Origin of the sequence: Paenibacillus sp. 4624, from assembly GCF_050435065.1 — a bacterium.
Lineage (GTDB): Bacteria > Bacillota > Bacilli > Paenibacillales > Paenibacillaceae > Paenibacillus > Paenibacillus amylolyticus_D.
On record NZ_JBNDJR010000004.1, the window covers coordinates 180,491 to 203,767 of the forward strand.

Here is a 23,277-nt window from a genome sequence, read left to right on the forward strand (position 1 = left end):
ATGCAGCTTTCTTTCATAAGAATTTTAGCTTCGCTTTTTCAGGTTTTTCTGTCCTCTCCGCTAAAGTGTAAATAAATAGTTCTACTTATGTGATTTAATTATTTTTAAGATCAGCTGCGGTTGCTTCCAAGGTTTCAAGACTGTTTACATTGTATAATTTTACGGTTTTATCTGTTTTTTTAATCAAACCGGTTAATACATTGCCTGAACCAATCTCAATAAACGTATCCACACCTTGCTCGATCAGCCAAGTCACACTGTCTTCCCATAAAACCGGAGAATAGACCTGAGTCGTAAGCAAGTTCTGAAATTGTCCCTCTTCAGCAGGTCTTGCGGTTACATTAGCTACTACAGGAAGCTTGGCAGGTGAGAACGTAACTGTACTCAGCTTATCCGCCAGCTTCTCTGCGGCGCCTTTCATCAGTGAAGAGTGGAACGGACCACTTACTTCAAGTGCAAGTGCGCGTTTGCCGCCTGCTTCCTTCACCCGTTCTGACACGGCATCAACGCCCTCTTTTACACCTGAAATAACGATTTGTCCAGGACAGTTGATGTTGGCCAGTTCAACTGCCTGTCCGCTTTCTGATACTTCACGGCAAAGCACCCCCAGCGCTTCCCGATCTGCACCCAGTATAGCAGCCATTGCTCCTTGTCCACCTGGAACAGCTTCTTCCATATATTGGCCACGTGCCCGGACGATTCGCACAGCATCCTCAAAAGAAAGAACACCCGCTGCCACTAATGCACTGTATTCGCCCAGGCTATGACCAGCAGCATAGTCTGCCTCAATTCCTTTTTCTTTGAAAGCCTCCAGCAGTGCAATGCTCGCGGTGAGCAAAGCCGGCTGTGTATTGGATGTCTGTTTCAGCTCCGTGTCTGGTCCTTCAAAAATCAGGTTGCTCAGGGAGAAGCCCAGCGTTTCATCTGCTGTGCGAAAAACTTCCTTGGCTGCAGGTACAGACTCATATGCATCTTTGGCCATACCTACTTTTTGTGATCCCTGTCCAGGGAATACAAAAGCGATTTTACCCATTTCGTTCATCCTCCAGCTGTCTAGTTTACCATACGAGTACGGATGCGCCCCAAGTCAAACCGCCGCCGAAGCCGACCATCAAAACAGTATCTCCTGCTTTCATACGGCCTTCTTCTGCAGCTTCAACCAGTGCAAGTGGAATGGATGCTGCCGACGTGTTAGCATACTTGTCTACGTTGACAACCACTTTCTCCTCTGGAAGTTCCAGTCGTTGCATAGCCGATTGAATAATACGTACATTCGCCTGATGCGGAACGAACAGATCAACATCGGTACGATCCATGCCAGCTTTGCGAAGAACTTCAATCGTTGCTGTACCCATGACACGAACAGCAAATTTAAACACTTCACGGCCGTTCATATAAATATAATGCTTTTTATTCTCAACCGTTTCCGCACTTGCCGGCAGACGTGAACCACCGCCTTCGATTTGAAGCAGGCTGCCCCCTGCACCTTCTGCACCGAGATCAAATGCTTTGAAACCGCGGCCTTGCGGAACTTCACCAACAACGACAGCCCCTGCTCCATCACCAAAGAGCACACAGGTGTTACGGTCTGTATAATCCGTAATACGTGACAAACAATCTGCACCGATAACAAGCGCGTTATTGTACATGCCACTTTGAATGAAACTGGTTGCCGTTGCAAGACCATATACAAACCCGGAACAAGCAGCAGACAAATCAAATGCAGCAGCGCCCTTGGCACCCAATTTATCCTGCAGAATGCAAGCTGTCGACGGGAAAGAGGAATCCGGTGTAATTGTAGCAACGATAATCAGATCCAGATCACTGCCTGTCATGCCCGCAGATTCAAGCGCTCTTATCGCCGCCTCATAGGCTAAATCAGAAGTGGCTTGATCCGGTGCAGCGATATGCCGCTCCTTAATTCCTGTACGGCTGACAATCCACTCGTCATTCGTATCGACCATTTTTTCCAAATCACTGTTTGTCAAAATTTTCTCTGGTACATATTTACCTGTACCAATAATCCCTACCGGGCGCAAATTATTCATATCGTCACTCACTTCCCACTAATTTCCTTAGATATGCTGTCCACCAACTGGTTTTGTACTGCAATCCGTGCCTGACGCACGGCATTTTTAATCGCATTGCCATCCGCGGAACCATGACTTTTGACGACCAATCCGCTCAAACCTAGTAATGGGGCACCGCCGTGCTCCGTATAATCAAGCTTGCTCTTAAGTCCGCGTAATTCAGGCATGAGCACCGCCGCAGCCAGTTTATTTTTGAAGGATGAGGTAAACTTTTCTTTGAGCAGGCCGAAAATCGCTCCTGCCGCACCTTCCAGTGATTTCAGCAAGATGTTGCCGGCGAACCCGTCACACACCAGCACATCACAGGCACCAGTCAGTACATCACGCGCCTCTACATTCCCCACAAAACGAATCGGAAGCTGTTCTAACAGCGGATAGGCATGTTTGGTCAGTTCGTTGCCTTTGCCTGGCTCTGTACCCACGTTGAGCAATCCCACTCTTGGAGATGCAATACCTTGTACTTTTTGCCGATACAAACTGCCCATCAGCGCGTATTGTGCCAAATGTTCCGGCTTAGCATCCATGTTCGCACCAAGGTCTAGGGCAAGTACACCTACTTCATCCATCGTAGGAATCATGGGGGCAAGTGCAGGACGTTCAATCCCGTCCATCCGGCCTACAACAAGCAAACCAGCCGTCATTAACGCTCCTGTATTCCCTGCCGAGATCATGGCATCGGCTTCCTTCTCTTTAACCATACGTCCGGCTACAACCATGGAAGAATCCTTTTTGCGCCTTACTGCCTTTACCGGTTCATCATCTGAACCAATCACTTCGGAAGCGTGCCGAACGCTCAAGTTGGCCGGTCTAGCTCCAGACTGACTTAAAAGAGGTTCAATCTTGGCTTCATCGCCAACCAGGACGATCTGTGTATCCGCCCATTCCGCAGCCGCGGCAATAGCCCCTTCTACGGTTGACGCAGGAGCATGATCTCCTCCCATGGCATCAATGACGATTTTCATTCCAAATGACCTCCTTCTTTGCTGTCTTCTCCACCTGAATGATAGATCACAAAATTACCTTGGAACACCATTTCTTCACCAACATAGGTGAACACTTCAACTTTGGCTTTCCCCTTCTGACCGGGAATTGATTTCACATATGCTTTGGCAATACACTTTTCTCCCAAACGAACAGAGCGAACAAAACGTATATCTGCCGAAGCGGTTAACGCAATCTCATCATTAATGACAGCGACTGCAAGTGAATTCGCTTGTGCAAAGACATAGTGCCCGCGGGCAATACCTGTTCTTGAAAAAACATGTTCCTCTTTGATCTCAAATAAGGATATCCCGCTCTTGTCCAGCTGTAAATCCACAATATCACCGATAATCTCATGCAGGGGCAGTGATCGCACCTGATCATACGAGCGCTCCGCCATCAGTTTCATCCGTTCCCGAAGCTCCGGTATGCCAAGTTCCAGCCTGTCAAGACGGATCGTCTGGATACTTACCTTCAATTGACGTGTAAGCTCCTGATCTGTCACAAACGGATTCTCGTCTATCATTTTGGTTAACTGCTGTTGCCTCTGTCTCTTCGGTAAACGCTCGATGCCTGACACCCCCCGCTATATCGTTTCCAGAACCCACCTTGTTGGTTAAGTTCACTCTTTCAAACCTACTTCTTTATATGCTGTAGCCCTGCTTATTCAGAGAGCTTGTAAAATAAAAGTTTATGATGATCTGTATGTAACGTCAAATCTTAGAACCTGGTACTAAACTATAGTATATCTCATCCTTTGTCAAAAAGAAAGGCTAGTATAACAAATTCACATCACTTCATCAAAGTACTAAATGAACATATGTACCACGCATACAAACTCGCTCGAACAAGCGTATTCGTTCGCTTTTTCTTCACACAAAAAAGCAACACCCCATCGAAATGAAGTGTTGCTTGATGTGTAGCTATTATTGAGAGATGATCTCTCTTGCTTTGTACGTTCCGCACACTTTGCACACGTGGTGAGCAAGCTTCAATTCGCCGCATTGTTCACATTTCACCATGCCCGGTACAGCCAATTTAAAGTGAGTGCGACGTTTGTCGCGACGCGTCTTGGACGTTCTCCGTTGAGGTACTGCCATTATTCCCACCTCCTTATCAAAATCAACCTTTGCAGGTAGTTGTTACGTTCGATTTTCAATCATGCTCATTTAAAAAAATCCTTGAGTCCTGCAAGCCGCGGATCGATAACCTGGTTATCACAACCGCAGTCACCTTCGTTTAGCTCATGGCCACACTTAGGACAAAGTCCCTTGCATGTCTCGCTACAGAGCGGTACAAACGGAAGATCCAGCAGAAAAGCTTCCTCGGCATAACCTTTCAGATCAACGCTATCCTCATCCACATAGAGAGTATCGTCGTCCTCAGATAATTCCTCTGGTTGTTTTCCCTGCTTGAATTGCTCATGAAAATCAATATGAAAATGTTCACTTAGCGGCTTGAGACAACGGGAGCATAACATGTCCACTCCTACTGTCAGTTTGCCATGAACATCCACAACGTTCTCCTCTCTGATCTCTGCAGACAAATCCGCAGTCAGCGGGGTAACGGCTGTGATATCTTGTCGGTTAGAAACCAGATGTTTGATATCCCACTGTTCGTTAAAGCGCAGGGGGCGATCACTGGTTGCCACTTTGCGAAATGGCATTATCATGTTCTATCACTCCAAACGAAACCAATTTCATAAATAGTTGTCTAACGAATGGCGGCAGTATACAGTACAAGACGATCCTAATATGTGCGTTCATTCCTGACTGTATGTATGCTATCTGTCACTCACAAAAGATTTATGAAACTGACTTAACAAACAAAAATCATTATACCGATTTTCCAAGAGGTTTGTCAACACTTTTAACTTTACACCCTTTCTGGAAAACGATCACTCCGATTAAACCGTCACATCTGATCTATTATAGACCTACTCCATCATAACTACAAGTCATCTCTAACACTTATACTTATGATTCTATCCCTTACTTACTATCTGATACTCTCCACTCCTCACATCGGTCACCAATCGTTAACGATTGGTGTGATCTATGTCACACAGGTCCCTAAACCCGATACCTATACTTGTTGTAGATTCAATCACAGAGCAAAATTTCACAACCATTTTTATAACAATCTATCATTGATATTCCAAAAAAATATCGGGAGGGAAATTACATGTTAAGCCAACAAACGATTGACGTGATCCAATCTACTGTACCCGTACTTGAAGTTCATGGAGAAGCCATTACACGCCATTTCTATCAAACGCTGTTTACGGCTCATCCGGAGCTATTAAACATTTTCAATCATGCAAATCAAAAACAAGGTCGTCAGCAAGCGGCACTCGCCAACATGGTTTACACCGCGGCACTGCACATTGATAACCTCGCGGCTATTTTGCCAGCCGTCCGTCAGGTTGCTCACAAACATCGCAGCCTTGGCATTGTACCTGAACAGTACGCTATCGTCGGCACTTACCTGCTTCAAGCCATCGGAGATGTGCTCGGCGAAGCTGCAACCGATGAAATTTTAGCTGCTTGGGGCGATGCTTACCAAGTGATTGCCGATGCCTTTATTGGTATTGAGCAGGATATGTATAGCGAAGCCGCAAATCAAACGGGTGGATGGGACGGTTTCAGAACCTTCAAAGTTGCGAAGAAAGTGCAAGAAAGCGAACTCATCACTTCGTTTTATTTGATACCGGAAGATGGCAAGTCTATCTCTTCGTACAAGCCAGGACAGTATATCAGCATTAAAATTCAGCCTGCCGGACAGGAATTCACCCAGATTCGTCAGTATACCCTTTCCGACGCACCTGGCAAACCCTATTATCGTATATCCGTGAAACGTGAATCAGGCGGATCGGATCGTCCTGACGGTGTAATTTCGAATTATCTTCACAATCATATTACAGAGGGAAGCCTGGTCGAACTCTCCGCTCCTGCGGGTGATTTCATATTGGATTTAGAAGATCCGCGTCCTGTTGTGCTGTTAAGCGGAGGTGCAGGCATAACCCCTATGGTTAGCATGCTAAATACACTGGTGGAGTCGGATGATCAGCGTTCCATTACCTTTCTACATGCTAGCCCAAACGGCTTATCGCACGCGTTCCGCGATCATGTAGATCAACTGTCTCAGGAGCATGTTAATCTTAACGCGCACTATTGTTACACCTCTTCTGCTGATTCTGATCTGGAAAATGAGCTAGTTTATAAACGGCGATACATGGATGCGGCTTGGCTTCGTCAAGTCATTCAAGAACCGGATGCGAACTATTATCTGTGCGGCTCTGTCACGTTTATGCGTTCGGTATATGCAGAGCTCCTGTCCATCGGTGTTGCATCAGATCGTATCCATTATGAATTTTTCGGGCCAAAAGCCAGTCTTGTTCCTGCTGCGGAGAATGTGTGAGCATAAAATACAGCCGAAGAATGTGTAAAATTCATCTGGCGAGCACAAAAATGGATTTCGGGGAAGTGGCGGTTACTTCTTAGGTCGTTCCTTAGGCAGTTTTTCTTATGGGAGTTTTCTTAAAGATAATCAGGGCTATATTTCAGGTACAGGCAGCATCTGCGGATGCTGGTTCTGTGCCTTTTTTCATCATTTGCTCTAATGCCAGCTCTACTCTATGATGAAAGAGGTAAAATGAGCTTTGACGGTGAACAGACTATTTATATCTAATATTGTAAAAAAGTCATGACCCGCGTGATTAACGACCCTATGGGAGATTTTAACGCGGCAGGAAGGAGTAACGCTCGTGAAAGCTGTAGGCGTTATTGTGGAATATAACCCGTTGCACAACGGACATGTGCATCATCTGAATGAATCACGGCGGCTAAGCGGAGCAGACGCCGTTGTTGCCGTGATGAGCGGCCCTTTTCTCCAGCGTGGCGAACCCGCCATCGTTGGTAAAAGGGCACGCACCGAGATGGCGCTCCATGCTGGCGCCGATCTCGTGCTTGAACTGCCGGTTGCCTACGCGGTTCAACCGGCGGAGTGGTTTGCCTTTGGTGCGGTATCGTTGCTGCACCGCACCGGGGTTGTGGACTCGCTCTGCTTTGGCAGCGAGTCCGGCGACATCGACAGCCTGCAGCGCATTGCGCGCGTGCTGGCTGTGGAGCCCGCAGGGCTGCGCGAGGATATCGCGCGCCGCCTGCGGGAAGGCGCCAGCTACCCCGCCGCGTACGCAGGCGCGGCGGCGGCGCTGGCGCCCGGCGGCGTCGATGCTAACGACGCCGCGGCACTGCTGGAGCAGCCCAACAATTCGCTTGGGCTGCACTACCTCATCGCGCTGCAACGGCTGGGCAGCGCGATCCAGCCCTTGACGGCGGCACGTACCGGTGCCGCCTATCACCAGGCGACGCCCGGCCCGGGGGCGATCGCCAGTGCCACAGCTGTCCGCCGCCTGTTGCTGGCGGACGGGCCCAACGCCGCCGCACCATACGTGCCGGCGGCAACACTTGCCATTCTGCATCGCGAATGGCAAGAAGGACGCGCTCCCATGCACTGGGAGCGCTTTGCCCAGCCGCTGCTGCACATCGCGGCTACCCGCCGTGCCTCCGAGCTGGAACGCATCGCCGAAGTCACGGAAGGGCTAGAGCATCGGCTGATGCGAACGCTCGCCCAGCTCCCAGAGCCTTCCGTCGAAGCTCTCCTGAATGCACTCAAAACCCGCCGTTACACGCGCACCAAACTGCAGCGCATGCTCGCCCACATGCTCCTGAACCACACGAAGGACGAGTGTTCACCAGAGCAGTTAGCCACCGGCCCCGGATATCTGCGTGTCCTCGGCTTTACTTCAACAGGCCAGAGTCTGCTCAAACAGATGAAAAAAACAGCCTCCCTGCCTGTGGTAACAAAGCCATCCACGTTTGATCATGCTCAACTGGAGTTGGATATCCAGGCGCAAGCCGCCTATGCTCTTGCCCATGACCAAGAGGATTCGCGCAACATATCACGCATAATGTATAGCGACTACTACGAATCACCCATGAGAATCTGATTCATCTCGCCCTATGAATCAAAGCTACAACATGCATAAATGCCAATAGGATGCAAACCATAAAACCAACTAAAAATCCCCTGTGCCCAGCCTTTGGCTGTCATCACAGGGGATTTCGTCATTTCGTCCTTTTTAAAAGCAATGGCTTACACGGATATCCTACCAATGCATAACACTTATCGTAATATTCAACCTGACCTTGGTACTCACTTTTACATCGTTCTTCTCACTGATTTACGCTCTTCTTTAATGAATCTCCTGTTTTCCAGCGTACCTTCATATTTTAAAAGAGGCCACTGTCCAGGCTCTTCTAAGCCCAATCTTAAGACAATCTCATTCCACTTACGACTTTACAGACATGGTGTTCAGGTAAGTCAGAGCATCATCAAGTGTGCTAACGGGCACAAGCTTCATAGGGGTGTTGATTTCTTTTGCTTTGGCCTCGGCTTCTTTATAATTATCTTTCGGTACAAAGAAGATTTCCGCCTTTTTACGGTCAGCAGCGACAATTTTATGCTGCACACCGCCAATCGCTCCTACAACACCATCTTTCGTAATCGTACCTGTACCCGCAATCCGGTGTCCCTTGGTCAGATCACCAGGAGTTAACTGATTGTAAATCTCTAACGTGAACATTAACCCGGCAGAAGGACCCCCTACCTGTGTGCTTGAAAATGTGATTTGTTTGTTCGGGTCTTCCGGCTTCACCTTCTGCACCGCGCCAATCATTACTCCAAGCCCAGTTCGCATCTTGCCTGTCTTGCTGTCTTTCACCTCAACCAGCGTGATATCCCGGCTAATCGTTTCACCGCCGCGCTCCAATTGCATCTCCACTGTATCCCCGGCTTTTTTCCCCTCCAGCTCTTTGGCAAGCACATTATTATCCGGTGTAGCTGTACCGTTCACACCCAGAATAATGTCTCCAGGTTCAATATCCCCATCCGGTTTGGGATTTTCCGAAAGACCAAACACAAAGATGTGCTCAGGCACAATGGAGTATGTAATGCCCGCTTTCTCATAGGCCGCTTCCATGGCAGAGGATTGCGAATCACTCATGAACCAGACCTGTTCAGCGGAGTATTCCGCTTCGCTTTTGCCACGCAGACGATCTTCCTTTTTATCCAATTGCGCATTTTTATCAAAGTACGAAGTAGCTAGCAAAAATAAATTGGCATACGTCGCCGACACGGTGGTCATCATGAATACGCCCTTTTCATCTTTGTCACCGTCCTTCACGGTAACCATCGGTTTAACTTCATCCGCGCTGCCAGGCGTATAAATAATATACGGCGTTGGCATGTACACCGTAAGATAGACAATCAGAGCCACCGCGATCACATAGATCGAAGCTCTGAAACCACCTGTTTTCCGGAACCGATTCATCTCATGAGCCTCCGTTCTTTATCTCTCTACAAGCTGAATCCACTCCACAAGAGTTGCTTTCCTGTAATTATTCAGCTCATCTTATTACATATGATTACAATCCAAGTCTAACACCTTGTTGTTCCTGCATACAATGGTACAGGCCGGATAGGCCGCAGTATGATTCGCCGTCTATCCGGTCAAGGCCGAACCGTTTACGAACGTGATTCGGCCGTCCATTGTAATCCCAATGCCCGAGAGGCGTTAATTGATATGAGGTGAAACGATGACCGTATCCAGTGAAGCTCGAAGTCCCGGTTTGGTACGAACTGTATTCCTAAGCACTAGTGCATTCATGCTGGTTGTTGCGATAGTTGCATCTCCGAAAGAAGCCTTCGACGCATCCATTCAGGGACTGGACATCTGGTGGAAAATTGTCTTTCCAGCCCTGTTGCCGTTCCTGATGTTATCCCAGATGCTGACCGCGTTTGGCTTTACCCACGCCTTGGGGGTTCTGCTAGAGCCCATGATGAGGCGCTTGTTCAAGCTGCCAGGCCATGCCGGCTTCGCTCTCGCTGTGGGCATGTGTGGAGGCTTTCCAGCCGCCGCAGATGCCGTATCTCGATTAGTCAAGGATCAACAAATGACCGCCAGGCAGGCGGTTATTATTGCGGCAGCAGCTCATTTTGCCAACCCCATGATGATTCTGCTTGTTGTTGGAGGTGCTTTTCTACATAACCCTGCTGCCGGATATTTTCTCCTCATTATACACTGGATTAGCGGCTGGATTGCAGCCGCGGTTGCCATTCGTTTCATCCCTGCATCCCTAAAAAAAAATCTTGTACCAGACCCCATATCATCTAACAAAGCTGTCCATTCTCTCTCACCAGCCCAAAATCAAGCAGAGACCGAAATGAAGCAACTGCATCCCTTAGCTCAGAATTCTCAGAAACTTCGCATCGGTTCGCGTATGTTGCTCGCCGCTAGAGAAGCACATAGCCGGGATGCACGAGGTTTTGGCAAATTACTGGGTGACACCGTATCTCAGGCCGTACAGATTCTAATGTTAACTGGAGGGTATATCATCGTTTTTGCAGTATTCATCCGGTTGCTCTCACTCTACCTGACTCCCGGTATTTCAGCTGCAGTCTGGCCTTCTGTGCTGGAGCTTCACTTAGGGACATACCACATTAGCAAAACAGCAATAGCACCCGCCCTACTGATGGCATTCCTGGCAGGTGCGCTTGGCTGGGGAGGCGTATGCTCGCATTTGCAAGTCTCATCGATGCTAAGAACAGCCATGCCTGGACTGCAATCCATGCTATTTTTCGTTATCGTTCGATTAGGACATGGGTTAGCTGCCTTTGGCCTTACCCTCTGGTTGTGGGAACCATTCAGCCGTTATACCACAGAAGTATCGACCACGTGGCAGACCACTGCAGTGGAGCGCTCAGACTCTTTATTCTATTGGCCGTTTCTGGAATTTCCAGACACCATAAGTACATGGCAACTCATCTGGAACAGCTTCCCTGCAGCAGCCCTAAGTCTCGCTTTACTTCTTGGGGTAATGATTAGTCTCTCGGGCCTTACCTTATGGATTAACCGCCTTTTTTCCCGCTGATCTTCTGGCGAAGCGCAGCTTCAACTTCAGGCGATACCAGATCCGTTACATCACCATGATAGTGGGCGATTTCTTTAACGATACTGGAACTGAGGTAGGAGTATTTCGGGTTAGTCATCATAAAAATCGTTTCCGCATCCGGGTTCAACTTGCTGTTGGTCGACGCGAGCTGCAACTCATACTCGAAATCGGTTACGGAGCGAATACCGCGAACGATAACCGACGCTTCCTTTTGCCTTACATAATTAGCCGTCAAGTCACGGAAGCTATCCACTTCCACATTCGGCAGGTGGCTGGTTACAGTAAGGATTAGCTCTTTGCGCTCTTCTACGGTGAACAGTGGATTTTTACTCATATTGTTCAAGACAGCGACGATGACACGATCAAACTGTTTCGACGCTCTCGCAATAATATCAAGATGCCCCATCGTTACGGGATCAAAGCTTCCTGGATATACGGCAATGCGTTCCTGCCGCTGAATCATTTCAGTCATGAGGAGCCTCCTCTTCTGTGATGCGGTTTTCTTGCTCATCTTCTGCCGCAACAGGTACATAATCGTATATGGATACCGCTGTCTCTCCGTACACCGCTTTGCGCGTTTGTTCAAACGGGCCAACTTGCTCCGGGTATTCATGTTTGGATTCATACTCCAACACGATGGTTGCACCTTGGGTAAGCAGTTCCAGTTCGTGCATCGTTAACATCAACTCGTGTCCGTTCTTCATGCGATAGGGCGGATCGAGAAACACCAGATCAAAGGTTGTATTGCGTTTAGCCAGCGCTTTGAGCGCCCGACCCGCATCATTACGATATACAGCCGCCTGATCCTCCAGCTTCGTAGCCTTCAGATTCGCACGGATTACTTCAATACTTTTCGATTCCAGATCAACAAAAACAGCCTTGTCCATGCCACGGCTGAGTGCCTCAATCCCGAGACCTCCACTGCCTGCAAACAGATCCAATGCTGCTCCGCCCTCAAAATAAGGGCCAATCATGCTAAACAACGCTTCCTTCACCTTATCAGTGGTTGGACGCGTACCTGTGCCGGGAACAGCCTTCAGCGGCCTGCCCTTCGCACTTCCAGATACCACTCTCACGAATACGTCACCTTTTCTCTCTATGTACATATATTTATTCTTAAAGCTATCGTACCACACTCCGGTTCCGTTTGAAAAATACTCTTGGCCAATATGTATAAAAAGGAAACCCTTGGGCCATTCTATAATTATCGACATCACAAGTGTCGTAGACAACCGCGGAGAAGACTTACGTTTCCCCATAAGCTCTTCGTCCGGTTTCTCCTCTCCCATGAAAAGTAGACCCTCGAAAGAGGGTCTATTTTTGTTGAAATACATATCATCTCTCCGCAGTTGAGTTCTGATTGGGAACGTCCTTTAATAGTTCTTTTTTTATCTCTGTTTAACGAGGGTAATACCCAGGAGCTAATATGTCTTTTAGTTTTTATAAAGATTAATTATCTGCACAAAACCTTGTATGGTGTTAGATACCCTTCTTGCTGAGCAAAATACATAGCGTTTACAGCCGTACCTGCAAGACCACTATACTGACCAGGTGCAAAATCATATACATCAGAGATAAGAAAGGACGGGGTTTTCGTCCAGTTAAAATAATGTATTGCATAATAAAGATCTCTGTCTATCTGGCCTCCCGAATTAGGAAATTCTCCCGAACCTGATCTCGCGGAACTTGCCAGTATCCTTTGAGTTACTGAAGAACTTCTAACACGAGAGCCGTAAGCTGGACTGTAGTTAGACATATAGATTGTATTATCTTTAGCATGTAACAATAATTCTGCAGATAAAAGGTACCCTTGTGATCCAAACCAACTAGCAATTGCTGCAACTGCTGGAGCGTAAATCGACCCTTGTGCCTGCAAAGTAATGTTATTTTTTTTATTTGTCGATAAGTCCCCATTTTTATAATTTTTATAGTCTGTTGATAAGTCTCCAATTGTACTAACTAGTTGTTCCAACTTTTCGATCTCTTTGAGATCAGAACTCCCTTGTTTTTGCTGTTCAAATAAAAGAGCGAGGTCTGTTAAACCTGCTTCAATACTAGTCCCTTGTTTCTCAAGATCCTCTTGTATTAGAAGTATACTCTCCTCAAGATGTTGATTCATACTATTGACAGTTGACGCATTGGAACTAGGCATGGCATCCGAAACTGCACTTGAAGCAAATAGAGTGCTAAATGTAAAGGAAACGGTCAATAATAGCTTAAATATTTTACCTTCCATTTCAAAATCCTCCATTTGTTTAATTTTTAATATTATATAGTTTTGCTCTATTGCACTTGAATCTGTGAAACTACTCAGAAGATAAGAAAACCTGAGATAGACTTGTCGTTGAAGAGGCTACCTTCGAGAAAATTTCCTACAAATTGATGTATACTCGTTTTGGATGATAGCGCACATTTTGCTACTAAGATTCATACTCCGATACGAACAAAACCTGTTTTGGCTGGTTTTGATATCGTCGAGGATGGGAGCGGACAAGCGTCGCTTGGTTAGACACGGTCTTGGTCTCCAAGCTCTCCCCATGAGTTTTCAATCAAACCACAACCCGTTACAAGGACTAACTAATTGAGATAGAATTTCACTGATCCAGGGTCTACATCGAAATCACCTCCTTACATCACTATCTTCTTCAGCAAAATGAAAGTTTCTTAACCTTTGATATTTTTTTCTATATTATTAGAATTTTTTCTAATATTTTCTATTTACACTTTGTATACTAGTACATTGGAAATAATAAGACTATGAACTTTGTCGCTACAATTGGTGAATTGTTAAAGGTTAAGTCACCTTTGATTATTTAGTAGGAGTAGGAAGAATAATAAAACTATTTATTAGCCTAAAAGATCATAGCAACGCAAAAAAAGAATCGTCCTTAGTAAAATAGACATATCACTCTCTCACTTAGTGGAGAGTGTTTCTTGTAATATCATGACACGTAAGAAATAGTCGGTTGTCAAATCGGTGGACAAAGCAGTAGTTAGTGCTTTTGAAGACGTAGAAGCCAACGTTCTTACAACAAAAAGAAGCTCTCATACGAGAGCTTCTTTTTGTTTGTAGAGTGGATAAATCATTTCTTAAATCTTTTAATGCCTTCTGCAATTTTACGAACCGGAATCCATACCTCGGTGATGAAATTTTGATGTTGATCATCCACCCAGTAATATTTCTCTATGCAGGGTCCTTCCACTTGTTCAAAACTCGTTGACGGGAACCACTCGGTGTAGATCCGTTTCCAAACATTCAAAATACTCAAATCAATCTCGACATCATCTGCCATCTTACCTCCACTGTCAAAAACGGCATAAGTTTGATCAGGTATATGAAGAACGGTGAATTCATCCGATACCTGAATGCCCTCTGGCACCTCTGCTCCCATTAAATAACGCTTCGAACCATCCTCAGCGAAATCATAATGATAACCATATAACAATGTTCCATCCGGTCTCTCTAACAACTCGAGTATCTGAGCATGAGTCCCATCTTTCCAAATGCCCTCCACAAATACGGGTACCTCTTTATACGCATCTTCATGGATGAGAACGCTTTTTCCAAATACAATAGAGCCTTTTTCCTCGACAATTCGATAATTCATCTCTGATTCCCCTCTAACCTGAATTTGAAAGGAGATTCGAGGGAATGCTTTAAGTTTCACATTCATTTTCTTTGCCTCAAGAGGTGTTACCCCATGCATCCTTTGGAACGCTTTTGTAAATGCTGCTGGACTGTCATAACCATACTTAAGTGCAACATCAATAACTTTACAGTTTGTCCCTGCTAACTCCTGAGCGGCAAGTGTGAGACGTCTATTTCTTACGTACTGGGTAACGGTTACGCCGGTTACTGCATGGAACATTCGCTGAAAATGGTATTTCGAACTCATGCCTGCCCTAGCTATATCTTCAATCTCAATCGGTGAATGAAGATGTCGTTCCACATAATCAATGGATTGGTGAAGTAATTTGAATATTTCCAGGATCTCTCATCTCCTTTCTTCTACAGTGTAAAAGAAACCTTAATGATCTTCTTGTTAGGAGATGCTATCATTTGTCTATTCAAAGAGCTTAAAGATTAACTCTCATATGTATTCGTTACCTTGTTCCATTTTGATAATCGGAAGAACGAGAATAGGAACGCCCAGTCTTGCCTCACGTACATGTGTACGTTTCATTCTCGCCCGATTTCCACAGTACACAATACAGATATTTCACGATCTATACTTCTCTTCAAACTCCCCCAGATCTGCTTGCTCTTCCGTCTGTAGCCACCCAACCTCTTTAAGCCACATCCCCATATCAGCAATAAATTCATCGGTGTCCAGACCATCCACTTTATACTTCTTTATCTTTTCGCTGAGAAATGTATACAACGCATGGCTTAATGCATATCGCTGCCTGCTTTTACTCCAAGTCTTATAACGGTCTTCACTAACCGTCATATCGAAATAGATCACTTTTTCTGCCTTCACATGTCTGACGCTTGATTTGCGTCCGTAATCTTCCGGCAGACAGCGGAACACAAAGTACAATTCAATATTACATGAAGCATACTTTTCAGCGGCTTTATCAAAAACAGACTGCAACTCATCAGATAGCTCGCTAACTTTGGTCAGCCCTGACGTATCCGTTGTTTTGCTCAGAATCAAAGCACACCCTCCTATCCACAACAACTTAAGTAAATTCTTGTTTAAGGCGTTCTCTTTGTTTACGATTCGAAATACGCATATTGATTAACGGTGCGATAAGCAATATAGACGGTAAGATCGTAGAAGTTGATCCCCATCGAATGCCTTGGAACACGACAAATATCAAAGCAAGCCCGGTTATAATCTCCAACATTTCTAATTTAGTTAACGTCACTTTAAACGCTCTTTTTGAAATAAAACGAATCAATACATAAGCCAGCAAACTATAGAAGGCTAACATGCCCAGCAACGCAAGAGCAACAAGAAACATCGTCATTCCGAATCACTCGACTCTCATTTTTCCTTAATTTTACCACAGAAGTAGGATTATGTATCCTGATCTGTCTACGTACTCTGGATCACCAGAATACCCTTCACTTCACAACTTTCATTTCTCTTCCGTCACAATCGTTGCATTATAGATCACAACACGTTTGCCATTCAGATCAAACAGCACTTTATTTCCGTACTCCGTATCCTGCACATCAATCTTGCCCTCGTACGTTTGAATCAGTTCACCCGAATTGCTGTACACCTTCACTACCCGTTCTAAACCACCTGCGTTATTGGATCTCATCGTTTTAAGTGCGCGTTCACCGGAAGCCGTATTAAAATACCAAATAAATGATCCTACAATGATTCCCAGAACGGCTATCACCGTCACCCATACCCCCGTTTTTGCTTTCCTGCTCATTCTGTCCCCTCCTCAGTATCTTTGTCCAGTACTCTACGAGAATGGAGCGAGAACGGTTTCAATAAGGGAAAACAAAAAAACAGAGGCCCCATCCAAGGGAACCTCTGCATTTGATATGATCACGCTTCAAGCCAAGTTACCGCTACATTGACACGGGTGGCAACATCACCTGTTGTTCTTGCCGTATATTTCCCTGTTACAGTGAACGAATAACGAATTCAAAGCTCAGCTCACCATTGGAAGGAATTTGATATTCCGGATGTACCGGAGCGCCCCAGCTATCGTCACCGCCAACACCCATTTGTTTGCCGGCTACCGTAACGACAGTGTAATGCACGGGTGGCAACTCATACACATGCTGCGCATTTTCCAATTCAAACGCTGTATATGGTGAAACATTCAACTCTACCGGTGCACCGGAAGCTTCAATTTTGAAACCACGTCCAGCATTGTCCGTTAGCTTAGCCCAGCGTACCCCTGTACGGTTACCCGACTCTTGCGGTACGAGATATGGAGCCATCGTATCTGCAACCTTACTGCCATGGATGCCCAGACGAGCGCCAAATGCGCGATCCGAATAGTTTTCCTCTGGTCCCATTGCCAGCCATTCCACGTTCTCATAATCTGGAGATGTTCTGAAAGACAATGCGTGGATTGGCAAGTTTGGCAATCCTTCGGTACCTTTGTACGTGTTATGCACATGTACACTTCCATCGGCAAGCACCGTATAGATCACTTTCACCTCTACATCTGCCGAGATGTTCAATTTATAGGTGAACTCAATCCGGTATTGATCCGATTTTTGTTCATGCTTCCATTCTACAGAACGCGGCAACAGGCTGGCAGCATACCATGCACCAAGCTCGAAGCCCATTGCTGTACCCTTATCATTGTCTGTCGTTGCACGCCAGAACAGTGGTGCAGGCGGGATCGCAATTGTTTCACGACCGGAGAACTTCAGGGAAACCAGTGTTCCAAACTGCTTGGAGAACAACGCATGCGTTTGACCAACGCGAACGCCGATGTTGACGTCACCTTCGACCACCTGAATATCGCTCACAACGTTTTTATCTGTTGCAACAGATGCTTGGCTACCTTCTTGGGTGAAAATAAACTGGCCAAATGCTACTTCGTCACCTTTGTCAGCCCACAGCGTTGCTTCTTTCAGTACAAACGCCACGTTGACAGCATATTCGCCACCTTCAAGAGCCTTTGCATTCAAAGGAAGCTCTACTACGGTTTCACTTTCCGCAGCAACATTTACATCCAGTGTGCCGCGCAATACTTCATGCCCTTCATGCTCCAGGCTGTACACCAGTTCAAGCGCAGATGTGTCTGCGAACAGGTTCTGATTTACAATTTTAACGCCGTCACGACTTGGGAACAGCTTGATATTTTGATACAGGAATTTAACCTCCTGCATTTTAGCTGTCACTTTACGATCTGCGTGCACAATCCCGTTACCGCAGAACGAATAGTCTGATGGACGATCGCCGAAGTCCCCGCCATATGCCAGATACTCTTTACCGTAACGATCTTTTTTGTAGATGGATTGGTCGATGTAATCCCAGATGAATCCACCTTGATACATCGGATATTTGTCTTCCAGTTCCGTGTATTTATGCATACCGCCAATGGAGTTACCCATCGCATGCATGTACTCACAGCTAATATATGGTTTGGTCGGGTTATCGTTCAGGAACTCCTCGATGTCAGCCGGTTTTGCATACATCCGGGATTCCATGTCACTTGTGTCATTGAAACGGCGGTCGTGGAACACACCTTCGTAATGAACCATACGTGTTGGATCTGCCGATTTGAAGTATTGGGACACTTTGTAGATCACTTCACCACCATGGGATTCGTTACCACAAGACCAGATCAGAATGGACGGATGGTTTTTGTCACGTTCCACCATTGAAATTGCACGATCCATAACAATGTCATGCCATTCCGGCTTATCGCCAGGGATTACCCATGAAGGCTCAACAGCGCCAAGCTTTTGCCAAGAGCCGTGCGTTTCCAGGTTCATCTCATCAATCACATAGAGTCCGTACTCATCGCATAGTTCGTACCACAAGCTTTGGTTCGGGTAATGTGATGTACGAACGGCATTCATATTGTTTTGTTTAATCGTACGCACATCCCACAGCATATCTTCCTTCGTGATCGCACGACCACGACGCGGGTTGAACTCGTGACGGTTTACGCCTTTGAACACAATACGCTTGCCATTAATGTGCATCACTTTGTCGATCATTTCGAATTTGCGGAAACCAACGGCTTGAGGAACAACTTCCACAAGGTTGCCAGCTGCATCATACACACGGATGTACAAACGATACAAATACGGAATCTCTGCACTCCAGAGGTTGACTTGGCCAATTTCTTCACGCAGTTGTAGCAGACCGTCGTCCACGACATTCCCGTCTAAACGTTTAACTGAGTTGCCCTCTTTGTCCAACAGCTCAGCTTCGATCCGCGCACCTGTTGCCGCTTTTCCTTCCAGTTTCAGATCGAGTTCCAATGTACCATTCGTATATGAAGCATCCAAATCGGTACGAACATGAACATCACGAATGTGTGCAGCCGGCACTGTGTACAGATATACATCTCTGAAAATACCGGAGAAACGCCAGAAGTCTTGATCCTCTAACCAGCTGCCTGTGCTTCGTTGGTATACTTCAACCGCCAGTTTGTTCTCTCCATCTTGCAGGAACGGTGTCAGGTCAAAGTCAGATGGTGTGAAGCTGTCTTCCCCGTAGCCTACGAACTCTCCGTTCAGCCATACATAAAATGCTGATTCCACACCTTGGAACGAAATGTATACCGGATTCGCTTCCCAGCCTGCTGGCAGATGGAATGTGCGAATGTAACTACCCACCGCGTTTTTATCCTGCGGCAGAGCCGGCGGACGAAGTTCATTCAATCCATCCCACGGATATTGCGTATTCACATATTGAATCTGTCCGTAACCTTGAAGCTGGATATGTCCCGGTACTTCGATATCATCCCAGCCTTCGCTGGAGTACTCGGACGTATAAAATAGTTCAGGACGGCAATCCGGACGAATGGAATAGTTGAATTTCCATGTTCCATTCAGATCGTAACGAAGTGCCATCTCAGCAGAAGCCACAGCCTCTTCCATCGTTTGATAATAGCGGTGATCGGAATAGGCATGAAGACGGTTTACCTCAAATACACTTACGTCCCCTAACCAGTTGATATCTGCTTTTGTTGCTTTCATCGGCTCTCTCTCCCTCTATAATGCGAATTTCGTTATGAGTTTTCGTTGTGAGTTCATTGAAGCTTACGCTTAGTGTTTGATTCTGCTTCTATACAAAAAAGATAGAGGTACGCCTGTACAGGCGTCCTCCCTTCTTTCCTGCATTCGTCCAGTTGGACGTGTTATGCACTTATGCTTATTTTACGGAACCAACCATACCTGCAACGAAGTGTTTTTGCATAATGAAGAACACCAGTGCAGTTGGAAGTGTTGCAATAACAACTGCGGTCATGATAACCCCGTAATCCGGAGCATAACCTGCACCCAGGTTGGAGATCAGGAGCGGAATGGTTTGCTGATCCGGCGTTTGCAATACGATGAGTGGCCACAGATAGTTGTTCCAGCTGCTCATGAATGTAATGATCGCTGCTGCTGCGTAAGTTGTTTTCATCGTAGGCATATAGATTTTCAAGAAAATCCCCAGTTCGCTCAGACCGTCAATACGTCCAGCTTCCAGCAAATCTTTCGGGAACATTTTGGTGTTCTGACGGAAGAAGAAGATCAGGAACGCTGTTGTGATGGTCGGGATAATAACCGAAGCCATCGTATTAATTCCGATTGCCGGTGCTGCACTCGAAATGGTTGCAAACATCCGATAGAGCGGAATCATAATCGCTGCAAACGGGATCATCATCGACATCAACAGGATGTTAAACACGACATCGCGGGATTTTGTGCGGAATACTTCAAACCCGTAACCTGCCATGGAACCAATCAAGAGAGCAAGAATGGTTGACACGATCGAGATAATCGCTGAATTGCCCAGTGCCTGAATCAGATTCGTGGTGTCGAGCAATTTATTGATGTTTTCAATCAAAGCAGAGCCCGGCAGCAAAGTGCCTCTAGTTACGTCTACCGATTTGTTTGTAGCGCTGACGATCATCCAGAAAAATGGGAAGATGGAAATAAAAGCGACGACGGACAGGAAAACATATGTGAAAATGCGTTTTGCTCTTGATTTAGCCATTTTTATTATCACCTGCCACTTTGAACTGGATGATGGACAAAATAATGATCAGAATTACGATGGAATACGAAACGGTTGCTGCATAACCGAAGTCCGGTGAATATTTAAACGAAAGGTTGTAGATGTATTGTGAGATCGACATGGTCGCGTTACCCGGACCACCTTTGGTAATATTCATAATTTCATCAAAGATTTGCAGTGTACCAATCGTTGATGTAATGGATGTAAAGAGAATAATCGGTTTAAGCAAAGGTACAGTGATTTTGAAAAATTGAGTGAAAGCATTCGCTCCGTCAATCTTCGCTGCTTCATAGATCGATTGATCGATGTTTTGCAAGGATGACAGATAGAAAATCATGTTATATCCGGTCCAACGCCAAGTAACGGCGATTATGATCGTAATTTTAGCCCAGAACGGGTCAGTAATCCATTGAATTGGTGTGCCGATAATGTGTAAACCCATCAAAGCCTGGTTTACCATACCGTCCGGTGCGAACAAATACTTGAATACAACCGAGTAAGCAACAAGTGAAGTTACACAAGGCAAGAAAATTGCTGTACGGAAAAAGCTCCGGAAACGCAGTGTGCTGTCATTCAGCAATACGGAAATGAACAAACCGAGAATGATCATTAAAGGTACTTGAATGATTAAGTAAATAAACGTGTTTGATAATGCCGTACGGAACGTGGTATCAACGAGCAATCTTTTGTAGTTTGCGAGGCCCGAAAACTCAAGGTTGGCACCTTTGCCTGACTTGAATGATAAGAGCAGCGCTTGAATCATCGGATAGAAGTAGAATGCTACAATTCCGACAACAGCCAGCAAAACAAAAGCCCATCCAGTCAAATTATTTTTCTTTTGGAGACTGTCTCCTGTATTTATGGCTTTCACAGTATGGCTCCTCTCTCTCCATGCAACATGGGTAGAACCTACAGAGCCTCTCACCATGTCCAGCTCGACTTGCGCCGGACAAGGGAGATGGCTCCGTTGTTTCCTAGGTTCTATAAGTTACCTTGGGATATTAGTTTAATTGTGCCTCAGCTTGTTTTTGCGCATCATTCAGAACGTCATCAATGGATTTACCGTTCAGGTATGCTTGCATTTCAACAACCAAGATATCTTCAATTGCATAAGTGTTGCTACCATAGTTTACTTTTGGAATTTCTTTAGTCCAGTTAGCAAAATCAGCGAAGATTTTTTGACCACTGAAGAACTCGTCTGGTTTGTTGTATGCATCACCATCAACAGCCGGTGTGTACGTACCGATTGCACCGATTTTAGTCAACAATTCTTGATACAACTCTTTGTCAGAACCAAAAGTTTTAGCCATGAAGTCAGCCGCTTGATCTGCACCAGGAACATCGTTCATGATATACCATGAGCTACCACCCAAGTTGGATGCGTGTACAGAGTTTGCTTGACCAGCCATTTTCGGCATTGGAGCTACAGCCCATTTACCGGATTGGGAAGCTTCTTGACGAACGGATGGTGAGAACCAGTTACCTGTAGGAATTGTTGCTACGTCACCGTTATTGGCATTGGCAACGAATTGGCTCCAGTCGGAGTGCAATTTAACAACGTTAGCATCCATCATTTTTTTGTATGTTTCGAACGCTTCTTTCAATGCAGGGTTGTTGTTCAGATCAGGTGTTTTACCATCTTCAGCTGTGTACCATTTACCTGCAGTTTGGATCATCATACGGATGATACCCAGGTCGTTCGGGTCCAGAGACAGAAGTTCTTTACCCGTTTTTGCTTTTACAGCTTCACCGATTTTGATGTAATCATCCCATGTGATATCTTGCAGATCAGCAGCTTTGTAGCCTGCTTGCTCAAGCAAGTCTGTTCTGTAGTACAAACCAGCTACGCCGGAGTCAAACGGAATCCCGTATTGTTTACCTTCATAAGAAGTTGGTCCAATTTTATACTCTGCAAAATCGGAAGCTTTGATTGTCGAAGACAAATCTTTGAACGCATCTGGATAAGCACTCAGGAAGCTTTGTGCACGATAGTCTTCAATCAGAACTACGTTTGGCAGACCGCTGCTTGTTCCGGAGTTCAATCCAGTGTTCAGCTTCTGAATGATCGCATCTTGAGCATTCTCAATGATGTTGATTTTCAGATCAGGGTTTTCTTTTTGATAAATGGCTTTAGCTTGCTCCAGAGCAGCGACGTTAAATGCTTTATCCCAAGCCCAGATCGTAATTTCTTTTGCTTTCTCGCCGCCACCACCGCTAGCAGCTTCTTTACCTCCACCGCCGGATGAACATGCGGACAACAGCAATACCGTTACGAGCATCAATACCCACATTTTTTTCAAACCATTCAACTCCCCTTCGACCTCTTTGTTTGTAAATTTGTTTGCGTTTTCTGAAAGCGGTTGCTTTCGATGTATTCATCTTATCATTCCCATTTCTCCATTCGTTAGTAAAAATTTTGTGCAGATTTGTCTTCTTATTGCCACAATGAAAACCTTTACAGAAAACGGTTGCACATAATTTGGTTTTTTGTACTTTCTTTTGATTTTGTACTATTTTGAGCTGAAC

General features: G+C 45.7%; 21 protein-coding genes. 3 read left to right on the plus strand and 18 right to left on the minus strand.

Features of this window, described 5'->3' with window-relative positions:
* Positions 1 to 94 precede the first annotated feature (94 nt).
* The 6 genes from fabD to ABIE27_RS11320 all read right to left on the minus strand — a co-directional run bounded on the left by fabD (position 95) and on the right by ABIE27_RS11320 (position 4,743).
* Complete coding sequence (gene fabD, locus ABIE27_RS11295; RefSeq protein ID WP_429350547.1) at positions 95 to 1,033, minus strand: ACP S-malonyltransferase; 939 nt, start codon at positions 1,031 to 1,033, stop codon at positions 95 to 97.
* 25 nt (positions 1,034 to 1,058) lie between these two features.
* A complete protein-coding gene (locus tag ABIE27_RS11300) occupies positions 1,059 to 2,048 on the minus strand; it encodes a beta-ketoacyl-ACP synthase III (protein WP_123064531.1) in 990 nt (329 codons plus the stop codon).
* An 8-nt stretch (positions 2,049 to 2,056) separates the two neighbouring features.
* Entirely contained in the window at positions 2,057 to 3,052 is a 996-nt protein-coding gene (gene plsX / locus ABIE27_RS11305; protein ID WP_123064418.1) for a phosphate acyltransferase PlsX, read from the minus strand.
* Positions 3,049 to 3,597, minus strand: coding sequence for a transcription factor FapR (gene fapR, locus ABIE27_RS11310; protein WP_240036837.1), 549 nt, complete (start codon positions 3,595 to 3,597; stop codon positions 3,049 to 3,051). Before fapR ends, plsX begins: the two co-directional genes overlap by 4 nt.
* 400 nt (positions 3,598 to 3,997) lie before the next feature.
* Positions 3,998 to 4,171 carry a 50S ribosomal protein L32 gene (rpmF, locus tag ABIE27_RS11315; RefSeq protein ID WP_090923906.1) on the minus strand — a complete coding sequence of 58 codons (174 nt, stop codon included), beginning with the start codon at positions 4,169 to 4,171 and terminating at the stop codon, positions 3,998 to 4,000.
* A gap of 65 nt (positions 4,172 to 4,236) precedes the next feature.
* The gene (locus ABIE27_RS11320) at positions 4,237 to 4,743 is read right to left on the minus strand and encodes a YceD family protein (RefSeq protein ID WP_090923907.1); all 507 of its coding nucleotides are present in this window, start codon (positions 4,741 to 4,743) and stop codon (positions 4,237 to 4,239) included.
* Between the two features lie 512 nt (positions 4,744 to 5,255).
* Here ABIE27_RS11320 and hmpA point away from each other — a divergent pair.
* Together hmpA and ABIE27_RS11330 are read left to right on the plus strand one after the other, a co-directional pair.
* Positions 5,256 to 6,491 (plus strand): NO-inducible flavohemoprotein, encoded by a 1,236-nt coding sequence (hmpA, locus tag ABIE27_RS11325; RefSeq protein WP_429350548.1) that lies wholly within the window; start codon positions 5,256 to 5,258, stop codon positions 6,489 to 6,491.
* 346 nt (positions 6,492 to 6,837) lie between these two features.
* Complete coding sequence (locus ABIE27_RS11330) at positions 6,838 to 8,082, plus strand: nucleotidyltransferase (RefSeq protein ID WP_123064415.1); 1,245 nt, start codon at positions 6,838 to 6,840, stop codon at positions 8,080 to 8,082.
* Between the two features lie 342 nt (positions 8,083 to 8,424).
* Here ABIE27_RS11330 and ABIE27_RS11335 read toward each other — a convergent pair whose 3' ends face one another.
* A complete protein-coding gene (locus ABIE27_RS11335) occupies positions 8,425 to 9,465 on the minus strand; it encodes a SepM family pheromone-processing serine protease (RefSeq protein ID WP_123064414.1) in 1,041 nt (346 codons plus the stop codon).
* 265 nt (positions 9,466 to 9,730) lie between these two features.
* On the opposite strand from ABIE27_RS11335, the gene ABIE27_RS11340 reads away from it, so the two are divergent.
* Positions 9,731 to 11,065 (plus strand): nucleoside recognition domain-containing protein, encoded by a 1,335-nt coding sequence (locus ABIE27_RS11340; RefSeq protein ID WP_123064413.1) that lies wholly within the window; start codon positions 9,731 to 9,733, stop codon positions 11,063 to 11,065.
* Here ABIE27_RS11340 and coaD read toward each other — a convergent pair.
* The 11 genes from coaD to ABIE27_RS11395 form a co-directional block, all read right to left on the minus strand.
* Positions 11,043 to 11,549, minus strand: coding sequence for a pantetheine-phosphate adenylyltransferase (gene coaD / locus ABIE27_RS11345; protein WP_123064530.1), 507 nt, complete (start codon positions 11,547 to 11,549; stop codon positions 11,043 to 11,045). The two genes, ABIE27_RS11340 and coaD, sit on opposite strands and share 23 nt — an antisense overlap.
* A gap of 1 nt (position 11,550) precedes the next feature.
* Complete coding sequence (rsmD, locus tag ABIE27_RS11350; protein WP_123064529.1) at positions 11,551 to 12,162, minus strand: 16S rRNA (guanine(966)-N(2))-methyltransferase RsmD; 612 nt, start codon at positions 12,160 to 12,162, stop codon at positions 11,551 to 11,553.
* Between the two features lie 377 nt (positions 12,163 to 12,539).
* Entirely contained in the window at positions 12,540 to 13,337 is a 798-nt protein-coding gene (locus ABIE27_RS11355; protein WP_429350549.1) for a hypothetical protein, read from the minus strand.
* 832 nt (positions 13,338 to 14,169) lie between these two features.
* Entirely contained in the window at positions 14,170 to 15,036 is an 867-nt protein-coding gene (locus ABIE27_RS11360; protein WP_429350550.1) for an AraC family transcriptional regulator, read from the minus strand.
* A 270-nt stretch (positions 15,037 to 15,306) separates the two neighbouring features.
* On the minus strand, positions 15,307 to 15,744 hold the full coding sequence (locus ABIE27_RS11365) for a hypothetical protein (RefSeq protein ID WP_429350551.1): 438 nt from the start codon (positions 15,742 to 15,744) through the stop codon (positions 15,307 to 15,309).
* 25 nt (positions 15,745 to 15,769) lie between these two features.
* Positions 15,770 to 16,060 (minus strand): hypothetical protein, encoded by a 291-nt coding sequence (locus tag ABIE27_RS11370; RefSeq protein ID WP_123064409.1) that lies wholly within the window; start codon positions 16,058 to 16,060, stop codon positions 15,770 to 15,772.
* Between the two features lie 111 nt (positions 16,061 to 16,171).
* Positions 16,172 to 16,477, minus strand: coding sequence for a hypothetical protein (locus ABIE27_RS11375; RefSeq protein ID WP_090923916.1), 306 nt, complete (start codon positions 16,475 to 16,477; stop codon positions 16,172 to 16,174).
* A gap of 196 nt (positions 16,478 to 16,673) precedes the next feature.
* Positions 16,674 to 19,724, minus strand: a complete 3,051-nt coding sequence (locus ABIE27_RS11380; protein ID WP_429350552.1) for a glycoside hydrolase family 2 TIM barrel-domain containing protein — start codon at positions 19,722 to 19,724, stop codon at positions 16,674 to 16,676.
* 175 nt (positions 19,725 to 19,899) lie between these two features.
* Positions 19,900 to 20,730, minus strand: a complete 831-nt coding sequence (locus ABIE27_RS11385) for a carbohydrate ABC transporter permease (protein ID WP_123064407.1) — start codon at positions 20,728 to 20,730, stop codon at positions 19,900 to 19,902.
* Positions 20,723 to 21,622, minus strand: coding sequence for a carbohydrate ABC transporter permease (locus ABIE27_RS11390; protein ID WP_123064406.1), 900 nt, complete (start codon positions 21,620 to 21,622; stop codon positions 20,723 to 20,725). Before ABIE27_RS11390 ends, ABIE27_RS11385 begins: the two co-directional genes overlap by 8 nt.
* A gap of 130 nt (positions 21,623 to 21,752) precedes the next feature.
* Positions 21,753 to 23,051, minus strand: coding sequence for an extracellular solute-binding protein (locus ABIE27_RS11395; protein WP_192895096.1), 1,299 nt, complete (start codon positions 23,049 to 23,051; stop codon positions 21,753 to 21,755).
* Positions 23,052 to 23,277: the final 226 nt, after the last annotated feature.